At 42.8% G+C, this 24,864-nt stretch carries 16 protein-coding genes; 11 read left to right on the top strand and 5 right to left on the bottom strand.

The genetic code is table 11. From position 1 onward, the window contains the following. The first annotated feature begins 65 nt into the window (after nucleotides 1-65). The 8 genes from ND16A_RS08810 to ND16A_RS08845 all read left to right on the top strand — a co-directional run bounded on the left by ND16A_RS08810 (nucleotide 66) and on the right by ND16A_RS08845 (nucleotide 8,052). Entirely contained in the window at nucleotides 66-1,343 is a 1,278-nt protein-coding gene (locus tag ND16A_RS08810) for a putative O-glycosylation ligase, exosortase A system-associated (RefSeq protein WP_052073098.1), read from the top strand. Nucleotides 1,344-1,406: 63 nt separating this feature from the next. Then, entirely contained in the window at nucleotides 1,407-2,375 is a 969-nt protein-coding gene (locus ND16A_RS08815; protein WP_033077714.1) for a polysaccharide deacetylase family protein, read from the top strand. Next, nucleotides 2,368-3,570, top strand: coding sequence for a hypothetical protein (locus ND16A_RS08820; protein ID WP_052073097.1), 1,203 nt, complete (start codon nucleotides 2,368-2,370; stop codon nucleotides 3,568-3,570). Before ND16A_RS08815 ends, ND16A_RS08820 begins: the two co-directional genes overlap by 8 nt. A gap of 6 nt (nucleotides 3,571-3,576) precedes the next feature. Continuing rightward, nucleotides 3,577-5,022 (top strand): lipopolysaccharide biosynthesis protein, encoded by a 1,446-nt coding sequence (locus ND16A_RS08825; protein ID WP_033077713.1) that lies wholly within the window; start codon nucleotides 3,577-3,579, stop codon nucleotides 5,020-5,022. A gap of 57 nt (nucleotides 5,023-5,079) precedes the next feature. Continuing rightward, nucleotides 5,080-6,180 (top strand): GNAT family N-acetyltransferase, encoded by a 1,101-nt coding sequence (locus tag ND16A_RS08830; RefSeq protein WP_033077712.1) that lies wholly within the window; start codon nucleotides 5,080-5,082, stop codon nucleotides 6,178-6,180. Further along, the gene (locus ND16A_RS08835; RefSeq protein ID WP_052073096.1) at nucleotides 6,167-6,421 is read left to right on the top strand and encodes a hypothetical protein; all 255 of its coding nucleotides are present in this window, start codon (nucleotides 6,167-6,169) and stop codon (nucleotides 6,419-6,421) included. The genes ND16A_RS08830 and ND16A_RS08835 overlap by 14 nt, the downstream gene beginning before the upstream one ends. A gap of 3 nt (nucleotides 6,422-6,424) precedes the next feature. Further along, nucleotides 6,425-7,225, top strand: a complete 801-nt coding sequence (locus ND16A_RS08840) for a hypothetical protein (RefSeq protein ID WP_033077710.1) — start codon at nucleotides 6,425-6,427, stop codon at nucleotides 7,223-7,225. Continuing rightward, nucleotides 7,222-8,052, top strand: a complete 831-nt coding sequence (locus tag ND16A_RS08845; protein WP_033077709.1) for a hydrolase 1, exosortase A system-associated — start codon at nucleotides 7,222-7,224, stop codon at nucleotides 8,050-8,052. Before ND16A_RS08840 ends, ND16A_RS08845 begins: the two co-directional genes overlap by 4 nt. A gap of 29 nt (nucleotides 8,053-8,081) precedes the next feature. On the opposite strand, the gene ND16A_RS08850 is transcribed toward ND16A_RS08845, so the two are convergent. Beyond that, nucleotides 8,082-8,657, bottom strand: coding sequence for an arsenate-mycothiol transferase ArsC (locus ND16A_RS08850; protein WP_052073095.1), 576 nt, complete (start codon nucleotides 8,655-8,657; stop codon nucleotides 8,082-8,084). A gap of 238 nt (nucleotides 8,658-8,895) precedes the next feature. Here ND16A_RS08850 and ND16A_RS08855 point away from each other — a divergent pair, with 238 nt between their 5' ends. Both ND16A_RS08855 and ND16A_RS08860 read left to right on the top strand, forming a co-directional pair. Further along, nucleotides 8,896-9,897, top strand: a complete 1,002-nt coding sequence (locus tag ND16A_RS08855) for a hypothetical protein (RefSeq protein WP_033077708.1) — start codon at nucleotides 8,896-8,898, stop codon at nucleotides 9,895-9,897. Between the two features lie 14 nt (nucleotides 9,898-9,911). Continuing rightward, entirely contained in the window at nucleotides 9,912-11,114 is a 1,203-nt protein-coding gene (locus tag ND16A_RS08860) for a carboxylate--amine ligase (protein ID WP_033077707.1), read from the top strand. 67 nt (nucleotides 11,115-11,181) lie between these two features. Here the strand turns inward: ND16A_RS08860 and ND16A_RS08865 are convergent, their stop codons facing one another. Both ND16A_RS08865 and ND16A_RS21045 read right to left on the bottom strand, forming a co-directional pair. Next, complete coding sequence (locus ND16A_RS08865; RefSeq protein ID WP_160173510.1) at nucleotides 11,182-15,189, bottom strand: PD40 domain-containing protein; 4,008 nt, start codon at nucleotides 15,187-15,189, stop codon at nucleotides 11,182-11,184. A 265-nt stretch (nucleotides 15,190-15,454) separates the two neighbouring features. Then, the gene (locus tag ND16A_RS21045) at nucleotides 15,455-18,910 is read right to left on the bottom strand and encodes a PD40 domain-containing protein (RefSeq protein WP_052073094.1); all 3,456 of its coding nucleotides are present in this window, start codon (nucleotides 18,908-18,910) and stop codon (nucleotides 15,455-15,457) included. 579 nt (nucleotides 18,911-19,489) lie between these two features. On the opposite strand from ND16A_RS21045, the gene wecB reads away from it, so the two are divergent. After that, the gene (gene wecB, locus ND16A_RS08870; protein ID WP_033077705.1) at nucleotides 19,490-21,748 is read left to right on the top strand and encodes a non-hydrolyzing UDP-N-acetylglucosamine 2-epimerase; all 2,259 of its coding nucleotides are present in this window, start codon (nucleotides 19,490-19,492) and stop codon (nucleotides 21,746-21,748) included. A gap of 45 nt (nucleotides 21,749-21,793) precedes the next feature. Here the strand turns inward: wecB and ND16A_RS08875 are convergent, their stop codons facing one another. Further along, a complete protein-coding gene (locus tag ND16A_RS08875) occupies nucleotides 21,794-23,029 on the bottom strand; it encodes a pyridoxal-dependent decarboxylase, exosortase A system-associated (RefSeq protein ID WP_033077704.1) in 1,236 nt (411 codons plus the stop codon). Further along, complete coding sequence (locus ND16A_RS08880; RefSeq protein ID WP_033077703.1) at nucleotides 23,022-24,635, bottom strand: acyl-CoA ligase (AMP-forming), exosortase A system-associated; 1,614 nt, start codon at nucleotides 24,633-24,635, stop codon at nucleotides 23,022-23,024. The genes ND16A_RS08875 and ND16A_RS08880 overlap by 8 nt, the downstream gene beginning before the upstream one ends. Between the last annotated feature and the right edge of the window lie 229 nt (nucleotides 24,636-24,864).

The raw sequence follows: 24,864 nt of genomic DNA, 5'->3' as shown, positions 1-24,864 counted from the left end.
ATGTATTTGTTTTTTTGGGCGACATCAAAAGATAATGATGAAGACTCTAATAAGAAGGATGATTGATGCGCGATATTGCGGTAACACTCTTATTCATGGTCATAATTTACTATTCTTTGCGTAAACCGTTTATTGGGGTGAGCGCCTGGGCATGGATCACCTTTGCCTACCCGGCAGGATGGGCCTGGGGTTTTTCAAATAATTTTAGGATGAACCTCACGGTTGTCATACTCACGTTTGTTAGTTATTTATTCGTGAAAAACAAAGCTAAGCTGCAATTGGATGGCATCACAGTATTGATTCTTTTTCTTTGGGTTATTGCATTGTTTAGCTCACTTTCTTCAGAATCTTTACTTAATGAAATCGTCTGGGCAAAGTTTGAAGAATTCTCTAAAGTGTTACTCTTTTATTTTGCTATCACGGTTGTTGCCTATAAAAAAATACATATTGACACCTTGATTTGGGCAATCATTTTATCAATTTCATCCTATGCTGGCATGGAGGGCATTAAATTTATAGCGTCCCTGGGAGGTCACCGTATATCGGGTATCGAAGGATACTTATTGGCTGACCGAAATGATCTCGCCGTTGCTATCAATATGTCTTTACCATTGATTATTTATTTGATCGGTGAAGTCAAACATCAATGGTTACGCATTGGATTGATTGCTTTACTTGTTTTAAACATTGTCGCCGTCATTGGTACTTTTTCACGTGCTGGATTTGTCGGCTTATTCGTTATCAGCCTGTATTTTTTTATTCGCTCGAACAGAAAACTATTATGGTCCGCAATTGTTGCTACAAGCCTCGCTGTTGCCGTGCCTTTTATACCGACTGAATGGACGCAAAGAATGGATACGGTTGCCACTGTACAGCAAGATAATTCATTTATCGGGCGACTTTGGGCTTGGAAAATTTCCGTTAAAATTGCTAATGATAACGTATTTGGCAACGGCTTTTTTGCTAGCCAAGATCCAATAGCATGGAGAATTTATAAAGGGGCTATTGATGAATTTGGCGGGATTAAAACGCCGTCGGTGCCGGATAGCGTCAAACCGAAGGCGGCGCACAGCATTTACTTTCAAGTTTTAGGTGACCTCGGTTACCTCGGCTTGGCTTTATATCTGATGATTTTACTCGGAGTTTTTATGAGATTGAATCGGGTCGCAAAAAGAGCAAAGCAAAAAGGCATCGAGTGGTGTGGCAATTTAAGTATGCTGCTAACGGTATCCTTGGTCGGTTATGGGGTAACAGGCGCCAGTGTCAGCTTGGCGTATTTTGATTTGATTTTTGCATTTATTGGTATCTCTTATGTGTTGAAGCATAGAGTGCTTAATGGCTAATATTTTAACGGTAATATATTTTTAGACTTTAGTCGATGGTAAGAGTTGAGATAATTGAATTTAATGAACGCAAAAAATAAAATAGAAAATTGGTTTTTTCAATGCTACCGGATGGTGGTGGCAAATAGTGAAAGAAACAAAGCGACTGTTTTAAACTTTCACCGAGTTAACCATGATGATGGTGGCATGGATGTCGCTGAATTTCAGCGTAAAATGATGTTTTTGAAGTCACATTTCAATGTCATATCACTGCCCGAGATGATGCAGCTTATTGCCGAAAAAAATGTTCCCCCGCTCTCTGTGGTCATTACCGTAGACGATGGTTACGAAGACAGTTATTCGGTGATTACGCCAATACTTGATGAGTTAAACATTAAGGGTGCTTTTTTCATTACCACAATCGGTATCGAACAAGGGTTGTTGTGGAATGATAAAATATTTAATGCTGTTCATCGGACATCAAAAACATCGATTCAAGGGGTTTTCAATCGAGATCAATCTATCGCAACAACAGCACAGCGAAAACTTGCTTATCAAGAATTACATATCGCTTACAAATTCATGAGTCTGGCCGAGCGTGAAGAATCGATCGCACAATTAATTTCAATTTTAGATGTCGATGTAAGTGACAATGTATTTTTAACTAAAAATAAAATCGTCGCGATAAAAAATGCGGGCATGACCATAGGTTCTCATACTCACCAACATCCGATTTTATCCATGGAAAATGATGATGTTGCTTTGCAAGAAATTATCAAGTCAAAAAAAATTCTGGAAAGTATCACTAACAGTAATATCCAATATTTTGCTTACCCCAATGGTAAATTTGGTAGAGACTTTACCAATACCCATAAAAAAATGCTGCTAACGTTAGGTTTTCACTGCGCATTGGCTACTGACTGGGGGTGCTTTACCCCAGGTTCAGATGTTTTGGCAATTCCTCGTTATACCCCATGGGATAAAAATGTAGCTCGCTTTGGAATACGTTTGTGTCACCACTTCAATAAAAACAAGGTAAAACATTATGGATAAATCTGTGTTATTTGTCGCCATTGATTATCCGCCTTGTCGCAGTCCTGGCACCGAAAGAATATACAAATTTTCAATGAATTTACCTGAATTTGGTTGGTTAGCCAAGGTGCTAACGGTAAATGTGTCAACCCATAATCTCGATGCGTTAGATGACGGTTACCAAGACGAAGGTAACGTTCACCGCTCATTTTGTTTGGATACGGTAAAGTATTTATCTTATAAGGGGAAGTATTTTTCTTTTTGTACCATCCCCGATCGTTATGTCAGCTGGGTCTTTACCGCTTTTTTTAAAGGAGTGTGGTTAATTAAAAAGCATCAGCCAGCAATTATTTTTTCAAGCTCCCCCAGCTTAACCAGCCATGTGGTTGCCGGGCTTATCGCCAAAATAACCGCAACGCCTTGGGTCGTTGATTTTAGAGACCCACTACAATGTCATTATGATGAAAGTGTTTACCAATCATTTAAATTACATCGGTGGATTGAAAAAAGAGTGATTGCTTATTGTAGTAAGGCCATTTTTACCACAAACACTGCTGAGAAAATGTATCGGCGACTATATCCGGATGAGCTAGCAACTAAGTTTGAAACGATTGAAAATGGCGTCGATCTTAGCAATTTTGATTTTTCTTTAAAGCAAGAAAAAAACTCAAATCGCTTTGTAATGTTACATACCGGAACCATTTATTCTCCATTTCGCGATCCCAGCGAGTTATTTAGTGCTTTAGCACTGCTTAAAAAGAAAAACTTAATCAATAACACCAACTTTCTGCTGCGTTTTAGAGGAGCGAAGTGCGGCACTAGTTATGAAAAAATGATTATCGAAAATAATATTGCTGATATTGTCGAATTTAAGCCTGTCATTGATCATAAAAGTTGCTTATTCGAGATGCAAACGGCCGATGCTTTACTGGTGATACAAGGGAAAATTTGTTTCAGTCAAATGCCGAGTAAAATCTATGAGTACTTTGCAACCAATAAAAGAATATTTGCGGTAACTCCTAATGACAGTGAAACGGCAAGAGTTTTAGCGCAAGAGCCAGGTTGTTACGTCGCTGAAAGTAAAGATGATGTTTGTGAAAAAATATTATCTTTAATCGACGATAAGCAAAATATCTCCAGAGTGGCCGAAAAATATGAACGTAAGCATCGAGCTGGCGAATTATCTAAGATTTTCGAAAACATTAGTGGGCTTTAGAGGGTTATGTTAGACATTAAATCGCGAGTGGTATCTGGTGTGAAATGGTCGCTCTCTGCCAAGTTATTTGCACAAATTTTTTCATGGGTAGTAACTTTTACCATAATTCGTATCCTTACGCCCGAAGACTATGGGATCATTGAAATTTCAACGGCAATGATTGGTTTAGCGGTTGCTCTGGGGGTGAGTGGCTTATCTGATGTGTTAGTACAGAAAAAAGAACAGGATGATAAGCTATACTCGCAAGTATTAACACTGGCTTTTACTGTCAATATATTACTCGTTTTGATATTGCTTTTAACTGCTGATTTGATTGCTAACTGGTTTGCCATACCGCAACTTGAAAACATCATCAAAGTACTCAGTTTTAATGTGTTTCTGATATCTTTTACTATCGTTCCCGAGGGCATTTTAAAGCGTGAAATGAATTTTAAGCGATTGTCTTTAATTCAATTAGTTAAAGCGGTAACCAATTCAGTTACCTCGCTAATATTGGCACTAAATGGCTTCGGCTTATGGTCAATTATTCTGGGCAATTTAGCATCTACGCTAATTTTAGTTTTATTGTTAAACTTGAGCGTCAAAAGTAAATATTTCTTTACCATGGACTTTTCAGATTTTTATTATTATTTTAATTTTGGTTTGTTCACCATGGTTAACAGTCTGCTTACCTTTATTTTCCTCAAAGCGGATGCCCTGATTATTGGTAAACTTCTTGGATCCGAGTCTTTGGGTTATTATTCAGTCGGCAGTCAATTGGCTAATCTGCCTTTGGAAAAAGTGGCACAAACCCTAAATGAGGTAAGTTATGTTGGCTATGCCAATGTCAAAGAAAACCCTCGCCATGTGGCATATTATTATTTACAAAGCAGTAAAATCATTGCCTTTTTGGCCTTTCCTGTTTTTTGGGGGCTGGCGTCTGTTGCGCAACCTTTAGTAGAAGTCTTATTAGGAGAAAAATGGGCAGATGCAACAGTAATTATTCAAGTTTTAGCTGTGGTTATGCCTTTTCGCATTTATCAGCTTGCCACACAATCCGCTATAGCAGGCATTGGTCACCCGAAGTTTAACTCTAAGAACTTAGCTGTTTTATGCGTGGTTATTCCTCCATCTGTACTGATAGGACTTAATTGGGGGATTTTGGGTGCTGCTGTTGGCTGGTCATTGAGCTATTTTATTTTTTATATTTGGATGTTACGCCGGTCTTTTAAATTTTTAGACATTAACCCACTCGATTATCTCAAGAGTATTGCAGCACCAATGATTTCCGGGGCGGCAATGTTCTTGGTGAACTTTGTGTTGATGGACAATACGTTTTACGACAATTCTATTTGGGATTTATGCAGTTTGATAATTATCGGAGCTTTGGTTTACTTTGCTTTCATATTCTTATTCGATAAGACCATCATTTCGAGATTTAAGCAACTTTTGGTAAATGATGCTTACCTCTAAATACCCAAAATGGCACAACTCAGATTTTGCCATAAATGTTAATCTCAAAGGTGGACAATGACTTTGCGTTATAAAAAAATACCTTTATCTGAGCTGGAAAGTCAGTCACAGGAAACGGATTTTAATATTTCCTTATTTGAACATTCTTTTAGTTGGTTAATGAATATCACTAAATATATGCTGCCCGAACAGGCCGAAGTTTGGTGTCATTGCCTGATAAAAGATGATTACATGATAGTAATGTGGCCATTAGTGCATTTGCATAAGTCTACATTAAGGGGGCAGGTGTTGATGTCTCTGACAAGTTGTTATACCGCGAGTACCACCTGTTATTTCCAAAAAAACATAACGTTAAGCTCAGCAAGGGCTAGTCTGTTTAATCGGCTTGTTTCGGCTATTATCAGTAATAACACCTGGCATCAGTTGTTATTGTCTGGTTTAGTGGCATCTGAAGTCCCTTCACGGAACATCCGCAACCACTTCAAAGTAGTGAACTTATTTAAACAGACAAGCAATTGGTATGAAGATGATCTGGATGATTTCGAACGATACCAAATTAGTCGGCCAACACAATTACTCAATACCATCCGGCGAAAAAAAAAGCGCCTGACTAAGGCGTCTCATTATCGTATTGATGTTATTTCCAATGTCGAAAGCTTTGCCTTAGCCTTCGCTGCTTATAAATCGATTTATGCGCAAAGTTGGAAAGCAGAAGAGGTCAGTTCTCATTTTATTGAGCAAATATGTACAACGGCATTAGCCGAAAATAAGTTACGCTTAGGTGTATTATATGTGGATGAAAAGCCAGCTGCCGCGCAAATATGGTTTATTCAAAATAATACCGCATCCATTTTTAAGTTGGCTTATAGTGATCTATACCGGCAATTCTCTGTCGGCTCTATCTTAACCATGCACTTAAGCCAGCAGCTGATTGGTGAAGATGGAATAACAAAAATTGAATTTGGCATGGGCAACGAAGAATATAAGAAAGATTGGTTGAACAAACATCAGCAATTGCTTTCCTTTCAAGTGTTTAATCAGTCAACGTTGCGGGGCTACTTAGCTTGTCTAAAGTTTTTTATGATCACAAAAATCAAAAAATCAAAATTATTATTTAGTCTTTTTTCGGGAAAAAATAACTATCATGAACAAGGTTAACCACACTAAAATTGTTAGCGAAATACTCGGCACGGTTTTGTCGACAAATAGCATCAATGATTTGACCAAAGAGACCGCTATTCTGGGCACGATACCAGAATTCGACTCAATGGCAATTATGACGATTTTAACGCTGCTTGAAGATAATTACGGCATTATCATTGAAGACGATGAGATCAGTGCACAGGTGTTTGAAACTTTTGGCAGTTTGGTTGACTATGTGGCAGAGAAAGTCGATTAAGTTATGTTAGAAGGTCATTTTATTCCATCAAAGCAAGGTAAATTATTTGTTAGCCAATTTGGCAAGAGCAACTCCGATGCTGCCATTTTGTGTTTACCTGCGATTACCGAGGAGCTCAATTTAAGCAGAGCGGTTGTGGCTAAACAAGCACAGAATTTTGCACAACATGGACTGCCCTGTTTTGTGCTTGACTATTTTGGTACTGGTGACAGTGAAGGAGAGCTGGAACAGGCTGATTGTGATCTTTGGCTGGAAAATGTGTTAACTGCTGGTGAGTGGTTAAAACAACAAGGCATATCTAAAATTATATTATGGGGAGTACGATTTGGCGCTTTATTGATATTAGCTCACCAAAAAAAACTCCATCAAGCATTGCCTATTAACAAGCAGTTATTATGGAAGCCAGTAACCAATGGTAAGCAATTTGCCAGGCAGTTGCTGCGGATAAAACAGGCTGCTAGCATTATCCATTCTAGTGCTAAGAACACAGATTGGCGGCAACGTATACTTGCGGGTCACAACACTGAAATCGCGGGTTATAACATAACATCTCGGATGTTAACGTCGTTGGAAATGCTGCAAATTGATGATGATATGAGGCCTGCAAGCCCAATCATTTGGATTGAATTAGCCACTAATGAGCTAAGCCCCGTCACTAAAAACCTATGTGCCAAATGGCCGCAAGGTAGCGTATCGGTGCACTGTTTTGAATCGCCGCCATTTTGGCAAGTACCCGATGTTTTTTCATTGCCAGAGCTCTATGAATTGACCCGAGCATTAATCTCTTCACCGGAACCGGCATGAAAGAGCTAGCGATAACCCTAAACGTCTGTGATCAGCAATTAATGGCTATCATCCATCAAGGTCGTTCATCGAAGACCATAGCAACTGCGGTCTTAATTATCGTCGGTGGCCCACAATACCGTGTCGGCAGTCATCGTCAATTTATCCAACTTGCCCGCTATTTAGCGAACGAAGGCATCACCGTTATGCGCTTTGATTATCGTGGCATGGGCGACAGTGAAGCCGAAAAACAGCATTTTGATGCTATCTGTGAGGATACCAAAGCGGCGATAGATGCGCTTTTTCAGCAACAACCTAAGATACAGAAAGTTGTTCTCTGGGGCTTGTGCGATGCAGCTTCCGCGGCATTAATTTATGCGCATAAAGATGCTCGGGTATCTGGCTTAGTGTTACTTAATCCCTGGCTTGAAAGTGAACAAGCCATGGCGAAAACCATGGTTAAATATTATTACCTGCAACGGCTGTTATCGAAACGTTTTTGGCATAAACTAATAACCGGTAAAGTAAACCTTGCTGAATCCAGTAGCGAAATTAAAGGTTTTGTTAAAGGTTGTGTTGGCAATGAGCAACGAGACGAATCGAGTTACCAAGTACGTATGCTTAATGGCTTACAAGCCTTTGATGGTAAATTGTGCTTAATTCTCAGCGGTACTGACTTAACCGCACGTGAATTTGATCAGCAAACGAATACCAACCAGGCGTGGCAAAAGTTACATCAGCCCTATTGCGAAATACGCCGCCTAGCTGCAGCCGATCACACCTTTTCATCGGCAAAATTTAAGCGAGAAGTCGAACTCATCACCTGCAAATTTGTCGAAAGTTGCTAGCAGAAGGAATCAATCAGAAATTGAAATATTCAACCTGGTCTTGATGCTTGATATTTTTTTACCGCATTAAAGGTTGCATTTTCGATAGAAACATAACATTGGTGAAAATATTCATCGGATAAATTGTGCGGATCATAGAGCAAGGCTAGTCTTGGCATTCGCCATAGTCCTAACATAGTTACTTGGATGTTGCTGCCTTGTTGGCTGCATGCGGTAACTTTACTTAAGTGCCTGCTTTCCATAACGAGTAGTAAGTCGCCTTCGAGAAATTCAAAATTATTTATGTCAGTGGTTACATGCTGGTTCAGCGAAACACCTCTTGCTTTAGCGACTTTAATTGCTTGTGGGGCAGCAGGTTGTCCTGTCGTAGTTGCATAGCCAAAAGAGGCAACGTTTTCTATGCCTAAATTCTTTGCCAAAATGTGGCCATAGGGTGAACGACAAATATTGCCCTGACAGACAAATACCAGTCTTTGTACTTTCGACCAATCTATTTTCTCACAATGTGAATAATGTCCAAGCCACATTTTAATGGTCTCTATTGCCAGTCGGATCATGCCTCTATAAGTGCCAAATTTTCTATTTATTGTTGATAAAAAGCTCATTAATTCATCTACCTTTTATGATGCAATATATAAAAACATCTTGCATTGTAAACTATAATGCATTGACAACCAGGTAATTACAACCAATGAAAATCATTGAATACCTTGTTGAATTTAATTTGAAGGCCAATACTTTTGTCATGCTATTTGTAATCAAGTTAATTTTTATTGGCTTATGCTTATAGCAAAACATTCAATTAATTGTCAGATAAAATAGGAAGCATATTAGGGATGAAAAATGTCAGGGTTTAGTCGTACTAAAGTCTATATCACCGTAGATATAGAAGCGTCAATCGCAGGTTGTTTTTCATGCCCTAAACAATACCCGCCATTGTTTGATGAGCCAGTATTTGGCTATGTTGATGGCAGAAGCGAGGCCTTAGATTTTATTTTAAGAACATTATCAGCATCGGACTTATCAGCCACCTTTTTTACCGAGTCCTTGCAAGGACGTTATTTTGGTGATGACAAAATGGCGAAAGTTGCTGAATCCATTATTGAACATGGTCAAGATTTACAGTTACACATTCACCCTTGTTGGCTCAATTTTAATAATGGCGCTCTCACATTATCTACAGGGAAAAATGATCATTCTACAGGAAGGAGTTTTGCTGAGTTAGTGTATACCTTCTCTGAAGCTATTGAACGCTTTAACATGTGGGGCGTAGGGGAGCCTGTGGCGGTACGAACAGGTAATTTTTCTGCAGGTTCCGATACATATCAGGCATTAGCTCAATTAAACATTCGTTCAACCTCTAATATCTCCATCGGGCTATGCCCTCCGAAAGAAAAAAATTTACGGCTCAATCATGGAATTCATAATATTCATGGGCTGCTTGAGTTACCGCTAACCACGTACGCTGCCTTTGACTTTAAAGGTAGTAAGGCCGTTCGAGGCTTTACCGTAACAGGGACTAGTGTATCCGAAATGATCTCGCTGTTAGAGCAAGCTTTTGCACAAAAGTTAGAGAGTATTTGTATATTAACTCATCCATTCGAATTTATTAAACGAGATGACGATAGGTTTGCGAATATGAGTATTCATAAGCTTAATCAACGTCGTTTGGAATTTTTATGCCAATACATTGAACGTAATAATGATCGTTTTGTAACAGCTACATTGAAAGATATAAATTTGCAGGATGTCAAAAGTTATTCCAATGAATTGGTTTTACAAAGTTCATACTTGCAGTCGCTTTCCCGAGCAGGGCAAAATTTTATTTCTGATAAGATGACATAAAAGGAAAGTGATAGATGAGTAATGTTTTTGTTCTCGGGGTCGATTCTCCGATTGGCTTGTCCTTGTTACGCGATTTAGCAAAAAATCAATTCAATACCATAGGTATTGGCGCTAAACGCTCAATTGGCCATGCATCAAGATACTGTAAACGTTCAGTTATTCGCGCAGATAGCCGAGAAAGAGTGATTTCACAATTACTGGGTTTAGGGGGGGATCCGAAGACTGATTTTCTCATTTGTATTAGTGAAGGGGACATTGATCTTATCAATAAAAATCGGCCAGTATTAACGGACTACTTTACTTTGTTAGTGCCGGAGCAAGCGCAAATGGATATTGTCTTAGATAAATATAAAACAAAACAGGTAGCAGATACTTTGGGCATAGATACTCCCAAATCTTATCAATTGCGTGATTTAAATGAGCTTGACGCATTTGCTCAAGAACTTTCATTTCCGGTGGTGCTAAAATGGGCAAACCCCCTCAATGTTCAACCGCTGTTATCAAAATCGGGTATTGGCTTTCATAAATTACAATTCGCAAAAAGCATTGAACAATTAAAATCACTCTTGTCGGTTTATGAAAAAATAAGTATCTATCCGCTGATCCAGGAATATTGTGACGGTAAAGGGCTCGGACAGTTTTTCTTGTGTAAAGCAGGGAAATCCTATGTTGAGTTTCAGCATGAACGGGTTCATGAATGGCCTCCTGAAGGTGGTACTTCTGCTTTTTGTCGTTCCTTGCCATTAGCTGAACACCAGGAATGCCTGCAAAAATCGAAAGCCCTGTTAGCAAGACTTTGTTGGTCTGGGGTTGCTATGGTTGAATATCGTTATTCAAGCGACAAACAAAAATATGTATTGATGGAAATTAATGGCAGATTTTGGGGCAGTAGTCCATTAGCTATACACTCAGGCGCTGAGTTTGCTTCGAATTTAGTAAAGCTGCTTGGCGCAAATCAACCTGTCATTCAACCTCAACTTTCACAGCAAAACTGCATATACATGATCCCGGAACTAAAGCGCTTATACAGAATTCTCTTTGAAAGTAATAAAATAGAAGATCCTAATAGCCACTTTGATAAATCTCGAGAGTTCTTAACGTTATTAACAGCTATATTTAGTCGTAAAACCAAGTATTTTGTATTCAGTCTTGATGATCCCTTGCCATTCTTTCAAGATATGACTAATGTCTGCAAAAAAGTGCTTAGACGAAGATAATTCTCACTGAAATCCTGCACTTTCAATGGTGACGGGTATAGAGCAAGCCTCACTAGTTATTGGTGTTTTATTTTTTACTATCCATATATTGATTTAGCCTCAGTGGTAGTTCATTGGTAGCGAGGCCCACTTGTTTTCTACTTAAAAACACTCTATTGCTGAGAGATAATTCAGGCAATCTGCCATTTGTGTCTAAACTCCATACGCCGGTTTTTTCAATGATATTGTTATCATTGGCGATAAACCCTCGAATCGGAGCCCGCCAGGTGAATAACCTGGTTTTACCTCGATTTCGTCCCCGTTCGCTGGCTGATCTTGTGCGCTCAATAATAATCCAATTGTTGGATAATTTTACTCTTGATGGACGTACATGTCCGTTGCACACGCGTTTTTCAGTGCCAATACTGATCACATCGGCATTATCAGAATTTTTTCCGTGCTGTAAAGTACTGCTGCTTACCGTTAGATTGCCACCGCAAGGAAAATCAATGGTTCGAGATTGCAATCCATGTAAGCCAAGCAGATTACTTTGCTCAATCAAAGTATTAATGGCACGACTTTTAATTAAGTGGCCATTGCCAAAAACAGCACGAACCGTACTGTTTCGGAAGATTAAGTTATCGATTCGACCTGCATAGACACCATGAGCCAGTGTTTGAGATCTATCGTTTAGACCGGTATTCTCGATCAGGGTATTTTCGATCAATAAACTGCCACCTCGGTTATCCGAGAGGATACCCATTACGGTATTATTGATGACGGAGTTTTTAATTGACACATCAAAATTGCTACCTTCGACTTTGACCCCGGCACAGTTGCCAAAGAGGCAGCCTGCTTGATTGCCATCACCGTGGAAATTTTCTAGTTGAACCGTACAATCGTTACAATCGATATTAACTATGGCTTTGCTATTTACCACTCCTAATAACAAGACTCCGGAGAGATCTAAGGTGAGTGATTTATTGATGACAAGCCCTTGTCCATAGGTGCCGCTTGGTATTTTTAGGGTCGAGCCCTTTGGCGCTTGGTCAATTAATTGCTGAGGATCTATCAGCTCAACGTTTTTCGATAGATCTTTGTCGTTAGCAAGTTGTGACGCATCTTTAGCAATTGCGTGGCTGGCCAAGAAACGCAGCGTGCGACGAACTTCAGTAATATTACCAGCTAAATCGTTAACGCTGGCGAAGACTTCGACTGTTGGCTCGCTCAAAGCCTCAGCTAAGTCTACCGTGGTTATGCCGCTGACTTCTGCCGGGCCGGCGATGTTTCTGCAGTTGTTGTTACTGTCGATGATACATACAATGAGGCTGTTCGCAGCAATGCCACTGCCGATGTCTACGGTACCGATATTTAAGGTGAAAAGCAGGTTACTTTTTCTGGTGGCAGTCAGATGTAGGGTTGGCTTTTGGGTATCAAGTAACTCTTTAGCGCCACCCGGTGCCCCGATATCAATCCAACGTGACAATAAACCGAGTTCTTCTGCTGTGATCGTCGTTGGGTGGTCAGCACCAAAATCTAAATCATCCGCGTGTGAACCATCGGTATTATTATCGGTGCGTTTATTCGCGGCTTTCCAGTACAACAGACTGCCCAATGAGTTAAAGGCACGAATATAGCGAGAGACTTGCGGGCGTCTAAAGCTGGTATCATTGTTACCTTCACCGGTAAAGAACTTGTTAGCGGATAAACAGTCTTGTTGGTCATCACCAACCAAGCACCACCAAGTGGATGGTGATTGACTGTTGTTGTCGTGATCGCCAGGACGGTCGAGCGCAAGCTCTGCTTCTGGTGTTGAGCCACCGTGACAAGCAGTGCAGCGCCTGGCGAAGATAGGAGCGATATCTCGGGCAAAATCAAGTTGCAGGATATTACCAGTGACCGTTCTTTGGGCTACGTTGTTGCCATTTTTCCCGGTTAACAACGGCACTTTACCTTCACCTAAACGTGGCACCGTATAGTGAGTAGTAGCGGCATAGCTTTGTTCAAAGGTGATCCTGGAAGGCCTGGAATGCACATGACAACCGCCACACACTTTTTCTTCGCCAGGGCGTAGACTCTGCCAGCTCATATCTGTGTTTAGGGTGCGGCCATTACAATCGATGCCTTGCATTAGATACGGAGCATTGGCCGGCATACGTACCAAAAAGCTGGTGTCGGGGTTACCACTTGGGTCATCGACTCGGTTGCCTGCAGCATCCCGGTTGATGACCGGAAACTCGCCTAAAATGCCAACTCGTTCACCGAGAAGATTAGAAGTATGATAAGACGTATTTCGATCTCTGTTCGGCAGCAACGAGAGAATACGAACACCACATAAATCCTCATCGGCATAATTGATGGTATCCGTTCCCTGTAAATTAAATTGCTGTTCACCGGCGAATTTAATTCCTTGTTTGGGGTGGGTTTCTCTGTCGGTAATGGATGCCGCGCCCAATAATCCAAATGGCGTACCATGTGCAAGCAATGGGTTCTGATTGTTCAGCTCAGACGATGGGATATCGGTGGGCTTTTCTCGTCCGTGAATGGCATTATAGGGCACGACCGCTCGAGCCATAAGCTCATGCCAATCTGGACTATCGACAATCATTTCTAAGTCGCTGGGGTGCTGCGATGGGATGGCGGTTGCCCGGTATAATCCAACATCACAACCGGGCGTGTTCGTATCAAGATGAGTCATCATATTCATCGCTACTCCGGCACCAGAGCCACTGGTTTTCGGTGGCACATCGAGACCGAGATCGACAAATATTTCATTTGCGGCTACTGTGCTGCAGGCGCCTTTGCCCCAGGCCAGCATTAGGCCATTTTCAGTCAATGCGGCAGGATGGCCAACTTTTCCTGCAAAAATCAAGTCGTTTTCATAGTCGCGATGTTTAACACCCGGTGCCGGCATAGATTTTGACACGGAATCATTACTCGTCGACCAGGAAGCAAAGTTTATAGCATCACGAGGAGCAAAGACATCTGCCAGGTTTTCCGCCTCTTCCGGCGCTATCCCTTCTTGACCTTCCGGCTCCGGCATGACCCCAACAACGATACCCAAGCCGTTATTATTGCCACGATAATAATCGCCAAACCAGACTCTTTCGTCCGTCGTTTGCGTGATAAAATGGGCGGCAAGATGAGACACGCCAAAATAACTGTCAGCATGATCACCACTATGTTGGCCATAAAATGCAAAGTTACTGCCACCATCGGGATTTTGCGTGTAAATATGAAATAAATTAGCTAGCGTATCAAAACCACCGGTGGAGCCATTGGTATACTTAAACGGTTTGGCGCCTAAAATTTGCCAACTGGAGTAAGCCAAACGGCCATTTTTTAACAAATAGGGATGTTGTTCCTGAGACAAGGAATGATGACTGGCCAAGTCTAAATTTCGCCAATTCTGATCTATGGTCCAAATGCGGGTTCCTTGTGCAGAAGCCGTTGTCCGCCAAACCACAGTACTGGTGTTGCCATCGCGATTCGAAGTAAAGGCGATACGACCGTTCGCCAAAAAGGCCGGGCCGGAATCATAGATGCCTGGTTCAAAGGGGTTGACCGACAAGGCCCCCGTTGCCACATCAACGGTATGCAAATGCGCGCCGTTGCTTTTGAGCTTTTTATTTGGCAGGTCAGTCCAGCCAATGTTACCCGCATCCGCCGTGGGTTCAAGCACCCGGAAGTCTACATTTTCCCGGTGCTGATATAATTTGCCTCTAAAGACCGAAAAGGCAATGGTTTTGCCATCAAACGAAACCGCAGGATCGAGGGCGGCACAGGCGCTTGCATCGGTGGACGATGCTGAGCAATTATAGAGAATTTTTTCCTGGCCTGCTCCATCGCGGTAGACTAAATCACAAGGCGCAGTAAAATCACCGAAAAAATTGCTTACATCAGGCAATACATCATAGATATCTAGCCCTTTCATTTGCCGTGATGCGGCTTGTGAGACACCGTTTATGGTCACATTTCCGCTAATTTCTATGGTATCAGTAGTTCGGGCACATCGGGAATAGACGATTGGATCTTGAGCAAAGGCCAAGGGCAAATTTGCCAGTAGCAAAAAGGCCAATAATATTTTAAAGCGCATTGGTTTAACTCTTTTTTTTTGAATTAACGTGTTCAACGTAAACATCTACTGCACACTTAATTATGTTAGCTGAACAATGGCTAAATACAAGGGAAGGCGATGCCCTGATTGAAAGCTTTAGAGGTAAGGATAAATGAAAAAGCGAAATTGAGAATTGTTGAGCAGGGCTAAAAAAGAAAGTGGGGTAGTAACCACTCCATACTTAGATCTATGGAGTGGTTACCAATCAACTATCAAGAGGATGCTGATTTTTCGGCGATTAACCTTATCTGTTTTCGACTTCTGATCTGGCTGTGTAATTCGATTTAAAGCGAGAGCTTACTATCAACACTAGCAATAAAAGAAAAAGCAAACCCTGGTCTGTTGAACCACCAACTATTGGTTTCTCCTCTGGTTCCGGTTCAGGAGCAGGCTCTGGCTCAGGAGCTGGCTCTGGAGCAGGTCCAGGTTCAGGAGTAGGCTCTGGATTAGGCTCTGGAATCGGCTCTGGTTCAGGAGCGGGTCCTGGTCCAGGCTCTGGCTCCGGCGTTGGCTCTGGTTCCGGCGTAGGCTCTGGTTCCGGCGTAGGCTCTGGTTCCGGCGTCGGCTCTGGCTCCGGCGTCGGCTCTGGCTCCGGCGTCGGCTCTGGTTCCGGCGTCGGCTCTGGTTCCGGCGTCGGCTCTGGTTCCGGCGTCGGCTCTGGTTCCGGCGTCGGCTCTGGTTCCGGTGTCGGCTCTGGTTCCGGTGTCGGCTCTGGTGTCGGCTCTGGTTCAGGGTAGGTGGTATTAGTCAAGAAACTCACCGTACGGCGAACTTCAGTAATATTGCCAGATAAATCTTTAACGCTGGCGAAGACTTCTGCTGTTGGGTCGCTCAAAGTCGTACCTAAGTCTACCGTGGTTATGCCACTGACTTCTGCTGGTCCGGCGATGTTTATACAGTTGTTGTCACTGTCAATGGCACATACAATGAGACTGTTCGGGTCAATGCCACTGCCGATGTCCACCGTCCCAATATTCAATGAGGAGACAACCGAACCTTGTTCTGTGGTGGTCAGGTGTAGTGTTGGTTTTTGGGTATCAAGCAACTCTTTAGCGCCACCAGGTGCTCCAATATCAATCCAGCGTGACAGTAAGCCGAGTTCTTCTTCGGTTATCGTCGTTGGGTGGTCAGCACCAAAATCTAAATCATCCGCGTACGAACCATCGGTATTATTATCGGTCCGTTTATTCGCGGCTTTCCAGTACAACAAACTGCCCAATGAATTAAAGGCTCGAATATAGCGAGTGACTTGCGGGCGTCTAAAGCTGGTACCATTGCTGCCTTCACCGGTAAAGAACTGGTTCGAGGATAAACAGCTTTGCTGGTCATCACCAACCAAACACCACCAAGTGGATGGCGTTTGATTTTTGTTATCGTGATCACCAGGACGATCTAAGGCAAGCTCTCCTTCTGGTGCTGAGCCGCCGTGGCACGAGGTGCAGCGCTCTTCGAAAATAGGAGCAATATCTCGGGCAAAATCAAGTTGCAGAATATTGCCCGCAACGGTTCTTTGGGCAATAGCATCGCCATTTTTTCCTGTCAACAACGGCACTTCACCCTCACCTAAGCGTGGGATAGTATAGCTATTTGTCGCGGCAAAGCTTTGTTCAAATGTGATCCTGGAAGGCTTGGAATGCACATGACAACCGCCACATACCTTCTCCTCGCCAGGGCGTAGGCTCTGCCAGCTCATATCTGTGTTCAGGGTGCGGCCATTACAATCGATGCCTTGCATTAAGTACGGCGCATTGGCCGGCATACGTACCAGGAAGCTGGTATCTGGGTTACCACTGGGGTCATCGACTCGGTTGCCTGCAGCATCCCGGTTGATGACCGGAAACTCGCCTAAAATGCCAACCCGTTCACCAAGAAGATTGGAGGTGTCATATGAGGTATTTCGATCTCTGTTCGGCAGCAACGAGAGAATACGAACACCACATAAATCCTCATCGGCATAATTGATGGTATCCGTGCCCTGTAAATTAAATTGCTTTTCACCGGCAAACTTTATCCCTTCTTTGGGATGAGTTTCTCGATCGGTAATGGAAGCCGCACCTAATAATCCAAATGGTGTGCCTTTTTCAAGTAATGAGTGTTGCGTCTGTAGCTCAGACGGTGCAATATCTACGGGTTTCTCAACTGAGTGAATGGCACTATAGGGCACCACTGCCCGGGCCATAATTTCGTGCCAGTCAGGACTATCGACAATCATCTCTAAGTCGCTGGGGTGCTGTGATGGGATGGCGGTTGCCCGATATAATCCAACATCACAGCCGGGCGTGTTCGTATCGAGATGAGTCATCATATTCATCGCCACTCCGGAACCAGAGCCACTGGTTTTAGGCGGCACATCGAGACCGAGATCGACGAATACCCCATTTGAGGTAACGGTGCTGCAGGCGCCTTTGCCCCAAGCCATCATTAGGCCATTTTCAGACAATGCCGCCGGGTGGCCAAGCTTACCAGCAAAAACGAGATCATGTTGATAATTAGGGTGTTTAACACTAGGCGCTGGCATAGTTTGCGAGGTTTGATCACTGTTACTGGCCCATGCGGCAAAGTTTATCGCATCACGAGGGGCGAAGACATCTGCCAGGCTGGTAACTTCCTCCGGAGCCATCCCTTCTTGACCTTCCGGTTCCGGCATGACCCCAACAAGGATCCCCAGTCCGTTATTATTGCCGCGATAATAATCGGCAAACCAGACTCTTTCGTCCGTCGTTTGCGTGATAAAATGTGCGGCAAGATGAGAGGCGCCAAAATAACTCTCTGCATGATCACCACTATGTTGGCCATAGAATGCAAAGTTACTGCCGCCATCGGGATTTTGCGTGTAAATATGAAATAAATTAGCCAGCGTATCAAAACCACCGGTGGAACCATTGGTATACTTAAACGGTTTGGCGCCTAAAATTTGCCAACTGGAATAGGCCAAACGGCCATTTTTTAACAAATATGGATGTTGCTCCTGAGACAAGGAGTGATGACTGGCCAAGTCTAAATTTAGCCAATTCTGATCTATGGTCCAAATGCGAGTTCCTTCCTCAGAAGCCGTTGTCCGCCAGACCACAGTGCTGGTGTTGCCATCGCGATTCGAAGTAAAGGCAATACGACCGTTCGCCAAAAACGCCGGGCCGGAATCATAGATACCTAGTTCAAAGGGCATGGCAGAAACAACGCCTGAAGCAACATCAACGGTATGCAAATGCGCGCCGTTGCTTTTGAGTTTTTTATTTGGCAGATCAGTCCAGCCTATGCTTCCCGCATCCGCCGTGGGTTCAAGCACCCGGGAATCTACATTTTCCCGGTGTTGATATAACTCGCCTTTAAAGACCGAGAAGGCAATGGTTTTGCCATCAAACGAAACCGCAGGATCGAGGGCGGCACAGGCGCTTTCATCGGTGGACGTAGCAGAGCAATGATAGAGGATTTTTTCCTGGCCTACGGCATCACGGTAGATTAAGTCACAAGGTGCGGTAAAATCACCGAGAAAATTCGCGACATCTGGCAGTACATCATAAATATCTAACCCTTTCATTTGACGTGATGCGGCTTGTGCTACCCCGTTTACGGTCACATTTCCGCTAATTTCTAGGGTATCAGTAGTTCGTGCACATCGGGAATAGACGATCGGATCTTGGGCATAGGCCAAGGACAAATTTGCCATAAGCAAAAAGGCCAATAATATTTTAAAGCGCATTGGTTTAACTCTTCTTATAATTAATTTCTTGCGTTTATTTTCACAAACGCAGACATCTACTACATTGTTGTTTTTTTAATCATGCTACCTGAATAGCCAGCTAACACAAGGGGTCGGGAGGTTCCGGGGAGAGCTGGTTTTGATTTGTAGAGCAATATATAAAGCTAAGTTTAGGGTTTTATTAGTTTTTTTTTGTGAATGTTTTTTTTGACTTTTTTTGTAATCCAATTGTAATCAAACTGTAATTGTTGGCGTTTAATTGAGTGTTTTATTACTGTTCTGGCGAACGAATAACACACCCAAAAGTCGAGTATAAAACAACAGGTTTATGCTGGCCGATTCGAGCGGGTCAGCAGAGACCGGCAAAGCGCAAAACCTAAAAGGTAAGCATTTATAAACACTTGCAATATTTTACCTACTTTAAAATCAAAATGAGTGGTAAAACGTTGCACAACCAGACAGGAAAAATCCAGCCACCAACTCAATTGTTAAATACCATTGTTAAATCAATTGTTTGGTCTAACCTTATTATAGGTTGTAACAGTTTATTCAATAATGTCCGGTATGGAGATAATAATAATGAAAGTGGGAATTATCGTAGGCACACGTCCAGAAATTATCAAAATGGCGCCGGTAATAAGGGAATGCCAACGCCGCAACTTAGAATATTTTATTATTCACTCTAATCAACATTACTCAAAGGAAATGGATAGCATTTTTTTCGATGAATTAAAGCTACCCAAACCGCATTATAATTTAGGCGTAGGTTCGGGCTTGCATAGCAACCAAACCGGCAACATTCTGATAAAAATTGAACCGATTCTTGAACAAGAACTGCCAGATGTTGTGTTGGTACAGGGCGATACTAATACGGTATTAGCCGGTGCTCTTGCAGCGTCTAAATTAAACATCAAAGTAGGCCACATCGAAGCGGGCTTGCGCAGTTACGACCGGATGATGCCGGAAGAAACCAATCGTATTTTAACCGATCATATGAGTGATTTTTTATTTGCCGTGGGCCCCAATCAAGAACAGATATTAAATGCTGAGGGGATAGCTCGAGAAAAAGTATTTACGGTTGGAAATACCGTATCGGATTCCCTATTTCAACATCTTGAATTGTCCGCAGGACGTAGCCAAATTCTCGATACTTGGCAGTTAACGGCAAAACAATATTTTTTAGTAACCGCCCATCGGGCATCCAATGTCGATATTAAATCTCACTTACAGGAATTACTGCTGCTATTTAACAAAATGTATGAGCGTTACCAGAAAAAAATATTTTGGCCGATACATCCAAGAACCATGGCGAAAATTGAAGAGTATCAACTTAACATTCCCGAGTTTTTAAAGTTAAGCCCGCCGGTTGGCTATATGGATTTTATTCAGTTACAAAAATCTGCGCTGTTAATTCTCACCGATTCCGGTGGTATTCAGGAAGAAGCCTGCTTACTAGGGGTACCATGTATTACCTTACGTGAAAATACCGAACGCCCAGAATCTGTCGAGGTTGGCGCGAATATCCTGGTTGGACGTGATGCCGAAAAAGCGATAACGGCCGCAGCCACTTGGCTTGAAGCCGAGTCTCCTGTTTGGCAAAACCCGTTTGGCGATGGCAACGTCGCGAAAAGAATTTTTCAAATTCTCAGCGCCAGATTAATGCCTGCCAGTGAGACCATTGTTGCCAATAATATGGCAATTACCGTCGTTGGTATGGGATATATGGGCCTGCCTATTGCTTGTCTGATGGCAGAGGCGGGTATTAAAGTGACGGGAGTTGATTTAAATGCTGAAAAAGTGCGCGCAATTAATAATGGTCAGAGTCCATTCGAAGAAAAAGATCTACCGAAACTCGTTACTAAGGTAGTTTCACAAGGTTTTTTAACGGCGAGTCGCGAAGTCGTACCAAACCCGGTTTACTTGATTGCCGTACCCACACCACAAAAAGAATCGCATTGTGATTTAAGTTTTGTCCTTGCTGCTGTGGACGGCATAGCCCGGGTCGCCAAAAATGATCAAACCGTGATCATTGAATCGACGATATCACCCGGTACTTGCCGGGTAGTGGAGCAAAGGTTTGAACAGCAGGGCTTGCGGATACATGTTGTGCACTGTCCTGAACGGGCAATACCGGGGCAAACCTTATATGAATTAAAACATAACGACAGGATCATTGGCTGCAACAGCTCAGCGGACGGCAACCTTGCCAAAGATATTTACCAAAGTTTTGTTACCGGCGATATTTTTATTACCGATACCACCACGGCAGAATGCATTAAGTTGGTGGAAAATACTTCCAGAGATGTCAATATTGCTTTTGCTAATGAGCTTGCTGAAGTCTGTCAGGAATTACAAGTCGATGTTTTTGAAGTTATTAATCTGGCTAACCGGCACCCTAGAGTAAATATTTTAACACCAGGGCCTGGTGTTGGCGGGCATTGCATTCCTATTGACCCATGGTTTTTAGTTGAACAAACTCAATCGGGCAGTATGATCCGTTTGGCCAGACAAATAAATGATCAAAAACCGGCAATCGTGGCGACTCAAGTCATAGATTCGCTAAATCTCAGTAATGGCAAAAAAGTGGGCATTTTAGGTGTTGCTTATAAGGCCAATGTCGATGACTGTCGAGAAACACCGGCCGCCCCCTTGTTATCAATATTAAATCAAAATGGGATTGAAGTACGTTTTCATGATCCTTACGTGCATCAATGGCAGTGTGCAAGGGAAGATCTAACCGAATTGGATAATTGGGCAGATTTGTTGGTACTTATTACCGATCATCAGGAATATAAGAGCGTCAACTTAACGACTCACTTACTGAATACCAGAGCCTAATGGAGAGTGAATCCAAGTAACCTGAACTTGCCGTTCTGAGTTCGGTTAAAGTAGTATTTCAGCTAAGCCAGGCTGACTTAAAAAGGCTTGTGGGCTTGCTGTAGCGCCATAGGCGCCCGATTGCAATATCACCACATAATCGCCGACTTCGGCTTTTGGTAATTCAATTTTGCTCCCCAGAACATCTAAGGGAGTACAAAGGGGGCCAACAATGTCAACTTCTTCGGCTTGTGTGGAGGTTAATTTGTTGCCGATTAGCACCGGAAAATTTTTCCGCAGTACTTGGCCAAAGTTGCCTGAATTTGCCAGATGGTGATGCAAACCACCATCACAGATCAGATAGGTGGTATTGCGCGACGTTTTTTTATCGACGATTTTGCTGACATAAACCCCCGCTTCGCCCACAAGATAGCGGCCAAGCTCCATAATCACTTCAACCCCAGTTGCCGATTTTTGCAAATGTTGCAACTGGTCTTGTAAATTATCGGCAATGGCAGTTAAGCTTAAACTTTTATCGCCCGGAAAATAAGGGATGCCGAGCCCGCCACCAATATTGATGTAGTCTACCGGTTGAGGTGATACTGCCATTAATTTTAGGGCCAGTTCAAACGTTTGCTGATGCGCATCGATAATGGCCTGCTCGTTTAAGTTTTGTGATCCGGTAAAAATATGAAACCCTCTTAAATTAACTGATTTCGGGTCTAAGCTGGATAAAATTGCCGGTAATTCTTCTTCATCGATACCAAATTGTTTGGCGCCACCAGCCATTTTCATGCCCGACGCTTTTAGTTCAAACGCAGGATTGACTCTGATCGCGATATTGGGAAGCATGGCAAGTTTTTTACCAATTACAATCGCCCGATTTAATTCGTTTATAGATTCTACATGCAGGGTGATGCCGGCAATAATTGCTGCGGCTAAATCTTTTTTGGACTTTCCCGGACCGGCAAAACTGATGTTTGCTGCCGGCATTCCCGTTTGCATAGCCAGTAACATCTCTTTCCTGGAGGCGACATCAAAGCCATTGACTAAATTTGCTAATAGGCTTACGACGGGGGGGTAGGGATTGGCTTTTATCGCATAGTGCAAGCTGATGCCTTGTGGCAGAGTCTGTGTAAGCTGAGTCACCCGCTGTTCAATGAGCTTTCTGTCGTAGGCATAAAAAGGGGTGCCATCAAGGAGTTGCTCGATTTCGGATAATGTTTTCTCGCCAATGAGCAATTGTGCCGTTGCGGTATTTATTAACCGGTGCCGTTCATGCCTGGGTTTTGTCTTATTCATTATTGCCCCTAAAAAAGTTTGCATAGCTGTGCGCCAATAGTGCCCGATCCAGTTTACCATTAGTATTTTTTGGTAACTGGTTTAACATAATTATTTCAGTAGGTTGCATGAAGTTTGCAAGCTGAAGTTGGCAATGACGCCTTAACTCTGCTTGCAGTAGGTCGGTGTTATCTTTGACGTCTTGCATTGCTACGACGACCAAAATCGCTTGCCCCAATTCGGGATGTGATACCCCAAGCGCAACCGCATCTATGATTTTCGGGTGTTGATAAAAACACTCTTCAATTTCCATCGGGCTTATTCGATAGCCAGAGCTTTTGATCATTTCATCATTGCGAGCAATAAAAAATAGATCGCCGTCGACATCTCGTTTAACCATATCGCCAGAAAATACCGCCATTTGCTCACTCACAATGCCTGCCGGTTTGTTCGGTACCGGTTTAAAGCGCAATGCCGTTTTTTCTGGTGCGTTCCAATAACCTTGCGCAACAAGAGGACCAATATGGACCAGTTCCCCGACTTCGCCAATTTCACATTCACTGCCATTACTTCGCACTATGATGATTTCGGCGTTGGGGATCGCTTGTCCCATGGAGGTTGGTTTACGGTCAATTTTTTCGGGATCGAGGAACGTCGACCGAAACGCTTCCGTTAGCCCATACATCAGAAATGGCTGAGCATTTTCCATATTTTCTCGTAGGGTTTGCAACACGCTTTGATTTAATGCGCCACCGGAATTGGTAAAGTATCGAATCGATTTACCTTTATTTTTCCAGTTCAGTTTGCATAGCTGACTCCACAATGGTGGTACACCTGCGAGACCGGTTATCTGGTATTGCTCAATAGCTCTCAACACGTCTTGCGGCAGAAAGTAATCATGCAAAACAACTTCGGCGCCAACCAGTAAGGCCGTGCTGAGTTGGCTAAAACCATAATCAAAACTTAGCGGTAATAGCGCTAAAATTTTATCGTCAGCAGTGTTGGCTAAATAGCTGGCCACAGACTGGGCTCCGGTCAATAAGTTTAAATGCGATAACACCACGCCTTTGGGTTTGCCGGTACTGCCGGAAGTATAAAATATTGCCGCCATATCCGTACTGGTAGATTTGCTGCTTAAGGGTAGGGACTCTGGATAGTCAGCATTTTGCAACTGCCGCCAGGCAAGTAACTTTACCTGCACACTGAAATTGTCGACAGATTCAACATTTTCGCTGTCGGTCAAAATAACGGTATGCAAATCGACAAATGTAGGTAGCACCGGAGCAAGCGCTTTAAATCTGGCGCTATTGGTTATGAGTATTTTAATACGACAATCAGTGGCAATGTGTTCAACTTGCTTGGCTTTTAACAGTGGGTTGATCGGCACAAACACGCCACCAGTTTGGCTGACAGCAAACATGCTCACCACCGCTTCAATGCCTTTGCTCAAATACACTCCAACCCGTTCGTGCCGGTCTAAGCCAAGCTGGGCCAGGACCAGATGCATTTTTTCAATCTGATTTTTTAATGCTTGGTAACTCAGACTGTCTTGCTTCACTCTTATCGCAATAGCACCGGGTTGAAGCCGGGCTTGCGCTGCGATAATTTGGTGGATCAGATAGGCCATTTAGGTAGTTAACATCTTGATTATTATTAAAATTAAGTTGATAAATTAATTATGGTACAGCACTGCATAATTGCCACTAAATAGATAAAAAATTTTTTCAGTCGAATTGACTCAAATTAAAGGTAACCCTAGCGATTTAGCAATAAGCTGAAAAACATATCGTTGACTCATAATTAATGTAACCCTGTTCAGGAGCATTAATTATGCAGCTTAAAGAACGCAGAAGTTA

It is taken from the genome of Thalassotalea sp. ND16A (assembly GCF_000764205.1).
GTDB lineage: Bacteria > Pseudomonadota > Gammaproteobacteria > Enterobacterales > Alteromonadaceae > Thalassotalea_A.
Note: the sequence above shows the minus strand (reverse complement) of the source record. Positions and strands in the feature narration are given on the sequence as shown.

Excerpts from the sequence above, each read along its gene's own strand:
- ND16A_RS08810 (WP_052073098.1), top strand. The coding sequence starts at position 66 with ATGCGCGATATTGCGGTAACACTCTTATTCATGGTCATAATTTACTAT.
- ND16A_RS08815 (WP_033077714.1), top strand. The coding sequence starts at position 1,407 with ATGAACGCAAAAAATAAAATAGAAAATTGGTTTTTTCAATGCTACCGG.
- ND16A_RS08820 (WP_052073097.1), top strand. The coding sequence starts at position 2,368 with ATGGATAAATCTGTGTTATTTGTCGCCATTGATTATCCGCCTTGTCGC.
- ND16A_RS08825 (WP_033077713.1), top strand. The coding sequence starts at position 3,577 with ATGTTAGACATTAAATCGCGAGTGGTATCTGGTGTGAAATGGTCGCTC.
- ND16A_RS08830 (WP_033077712.1), top strand. The coding sequence starts at position 5,080 with ATGACTTTGCGTTATAAAAAAATACCTTTATCTGAGCTGGAAAGTCAG.
- ND16A_RS08835 (WP_052073096.1), top strand. The coding sequence starts at position 6,167 with ATGAACAAGGTTAACCACACTAAAATTGTTAGCGAAATACTCGGCACG.
- ND16A_RS08840 (WP_033077710.1), top strand. The coding sequence starts at position 6,425 with ATGTTAGAAGGTCATTTTATTCCATCAAAGCAAGGTAAATTATTTGTT.
- ND16A_RS08845 (WP_033077709.1), top strand. The coding sequence starts at position 7,222 with ATGAAAGAGCTAGCGATAACCCTAAACGTCTGTGATCAGCAATTAATG.
- ND16A_RS08850 (WP_052073095.1), bottom strand. The coding sequence starts at position 8,657 with ATGAGCTTTTTATCAACAATAAATAGAAAATTTGGCACTTATAGAGGC.
- ND16A_RS08855 (WP_033077708.1), top strand. The coding sequence starts at position 8,896 with ATGTCAGGGTTTAGTCGTACTAAAGTCTATATCACCGTAGATATAGAA.
- ND16A_RS08860 (WP_033077707.1), top strand. The coding sequence starts at position 9,912 with ATGAGTAATGTTTTTGTTCTCGGGGTCGATTCTCCGATTGGCTTGTCC.
- ND16A_RS08865 (WP_160173510.1), bottom strand. The coding sequence starts at position 15,189 with ATGCGCTTTAAAATATTATTGGCCTTTTTGCTACTGGCAAATTTGCCC.
- ND16A_RS21045 (WP_052073094.1), bottom strand. The coding sequence starts at position 18,910 with ATGCGCTTTAAAATATTATTGGCCTTTTTGCTTATGGCAAATTTGTCC.
- wecB (WP_033077705.1), top strand. The coding sequence starts at position 19,490 with ATGAAAGTGGGAATTATCGTAGGCACACGTCCAGAAATTATCAAAATG.
- ND16A_RS08875 (WP_033077704.1), bottom strand. The coding sequence starts at position 23,029 with ATGAATAAGACAAAACCCAGGCATGAACGGCACCGGTTAATAAATACC.
- ND16A_RS08880 (WP_033077703.1), bottom strand. The coding sequence starts at position 24,635 with ATGGCCTATCTGATCCACCAAATTATCGCAGCGCAAGCCCGGCTTCAA.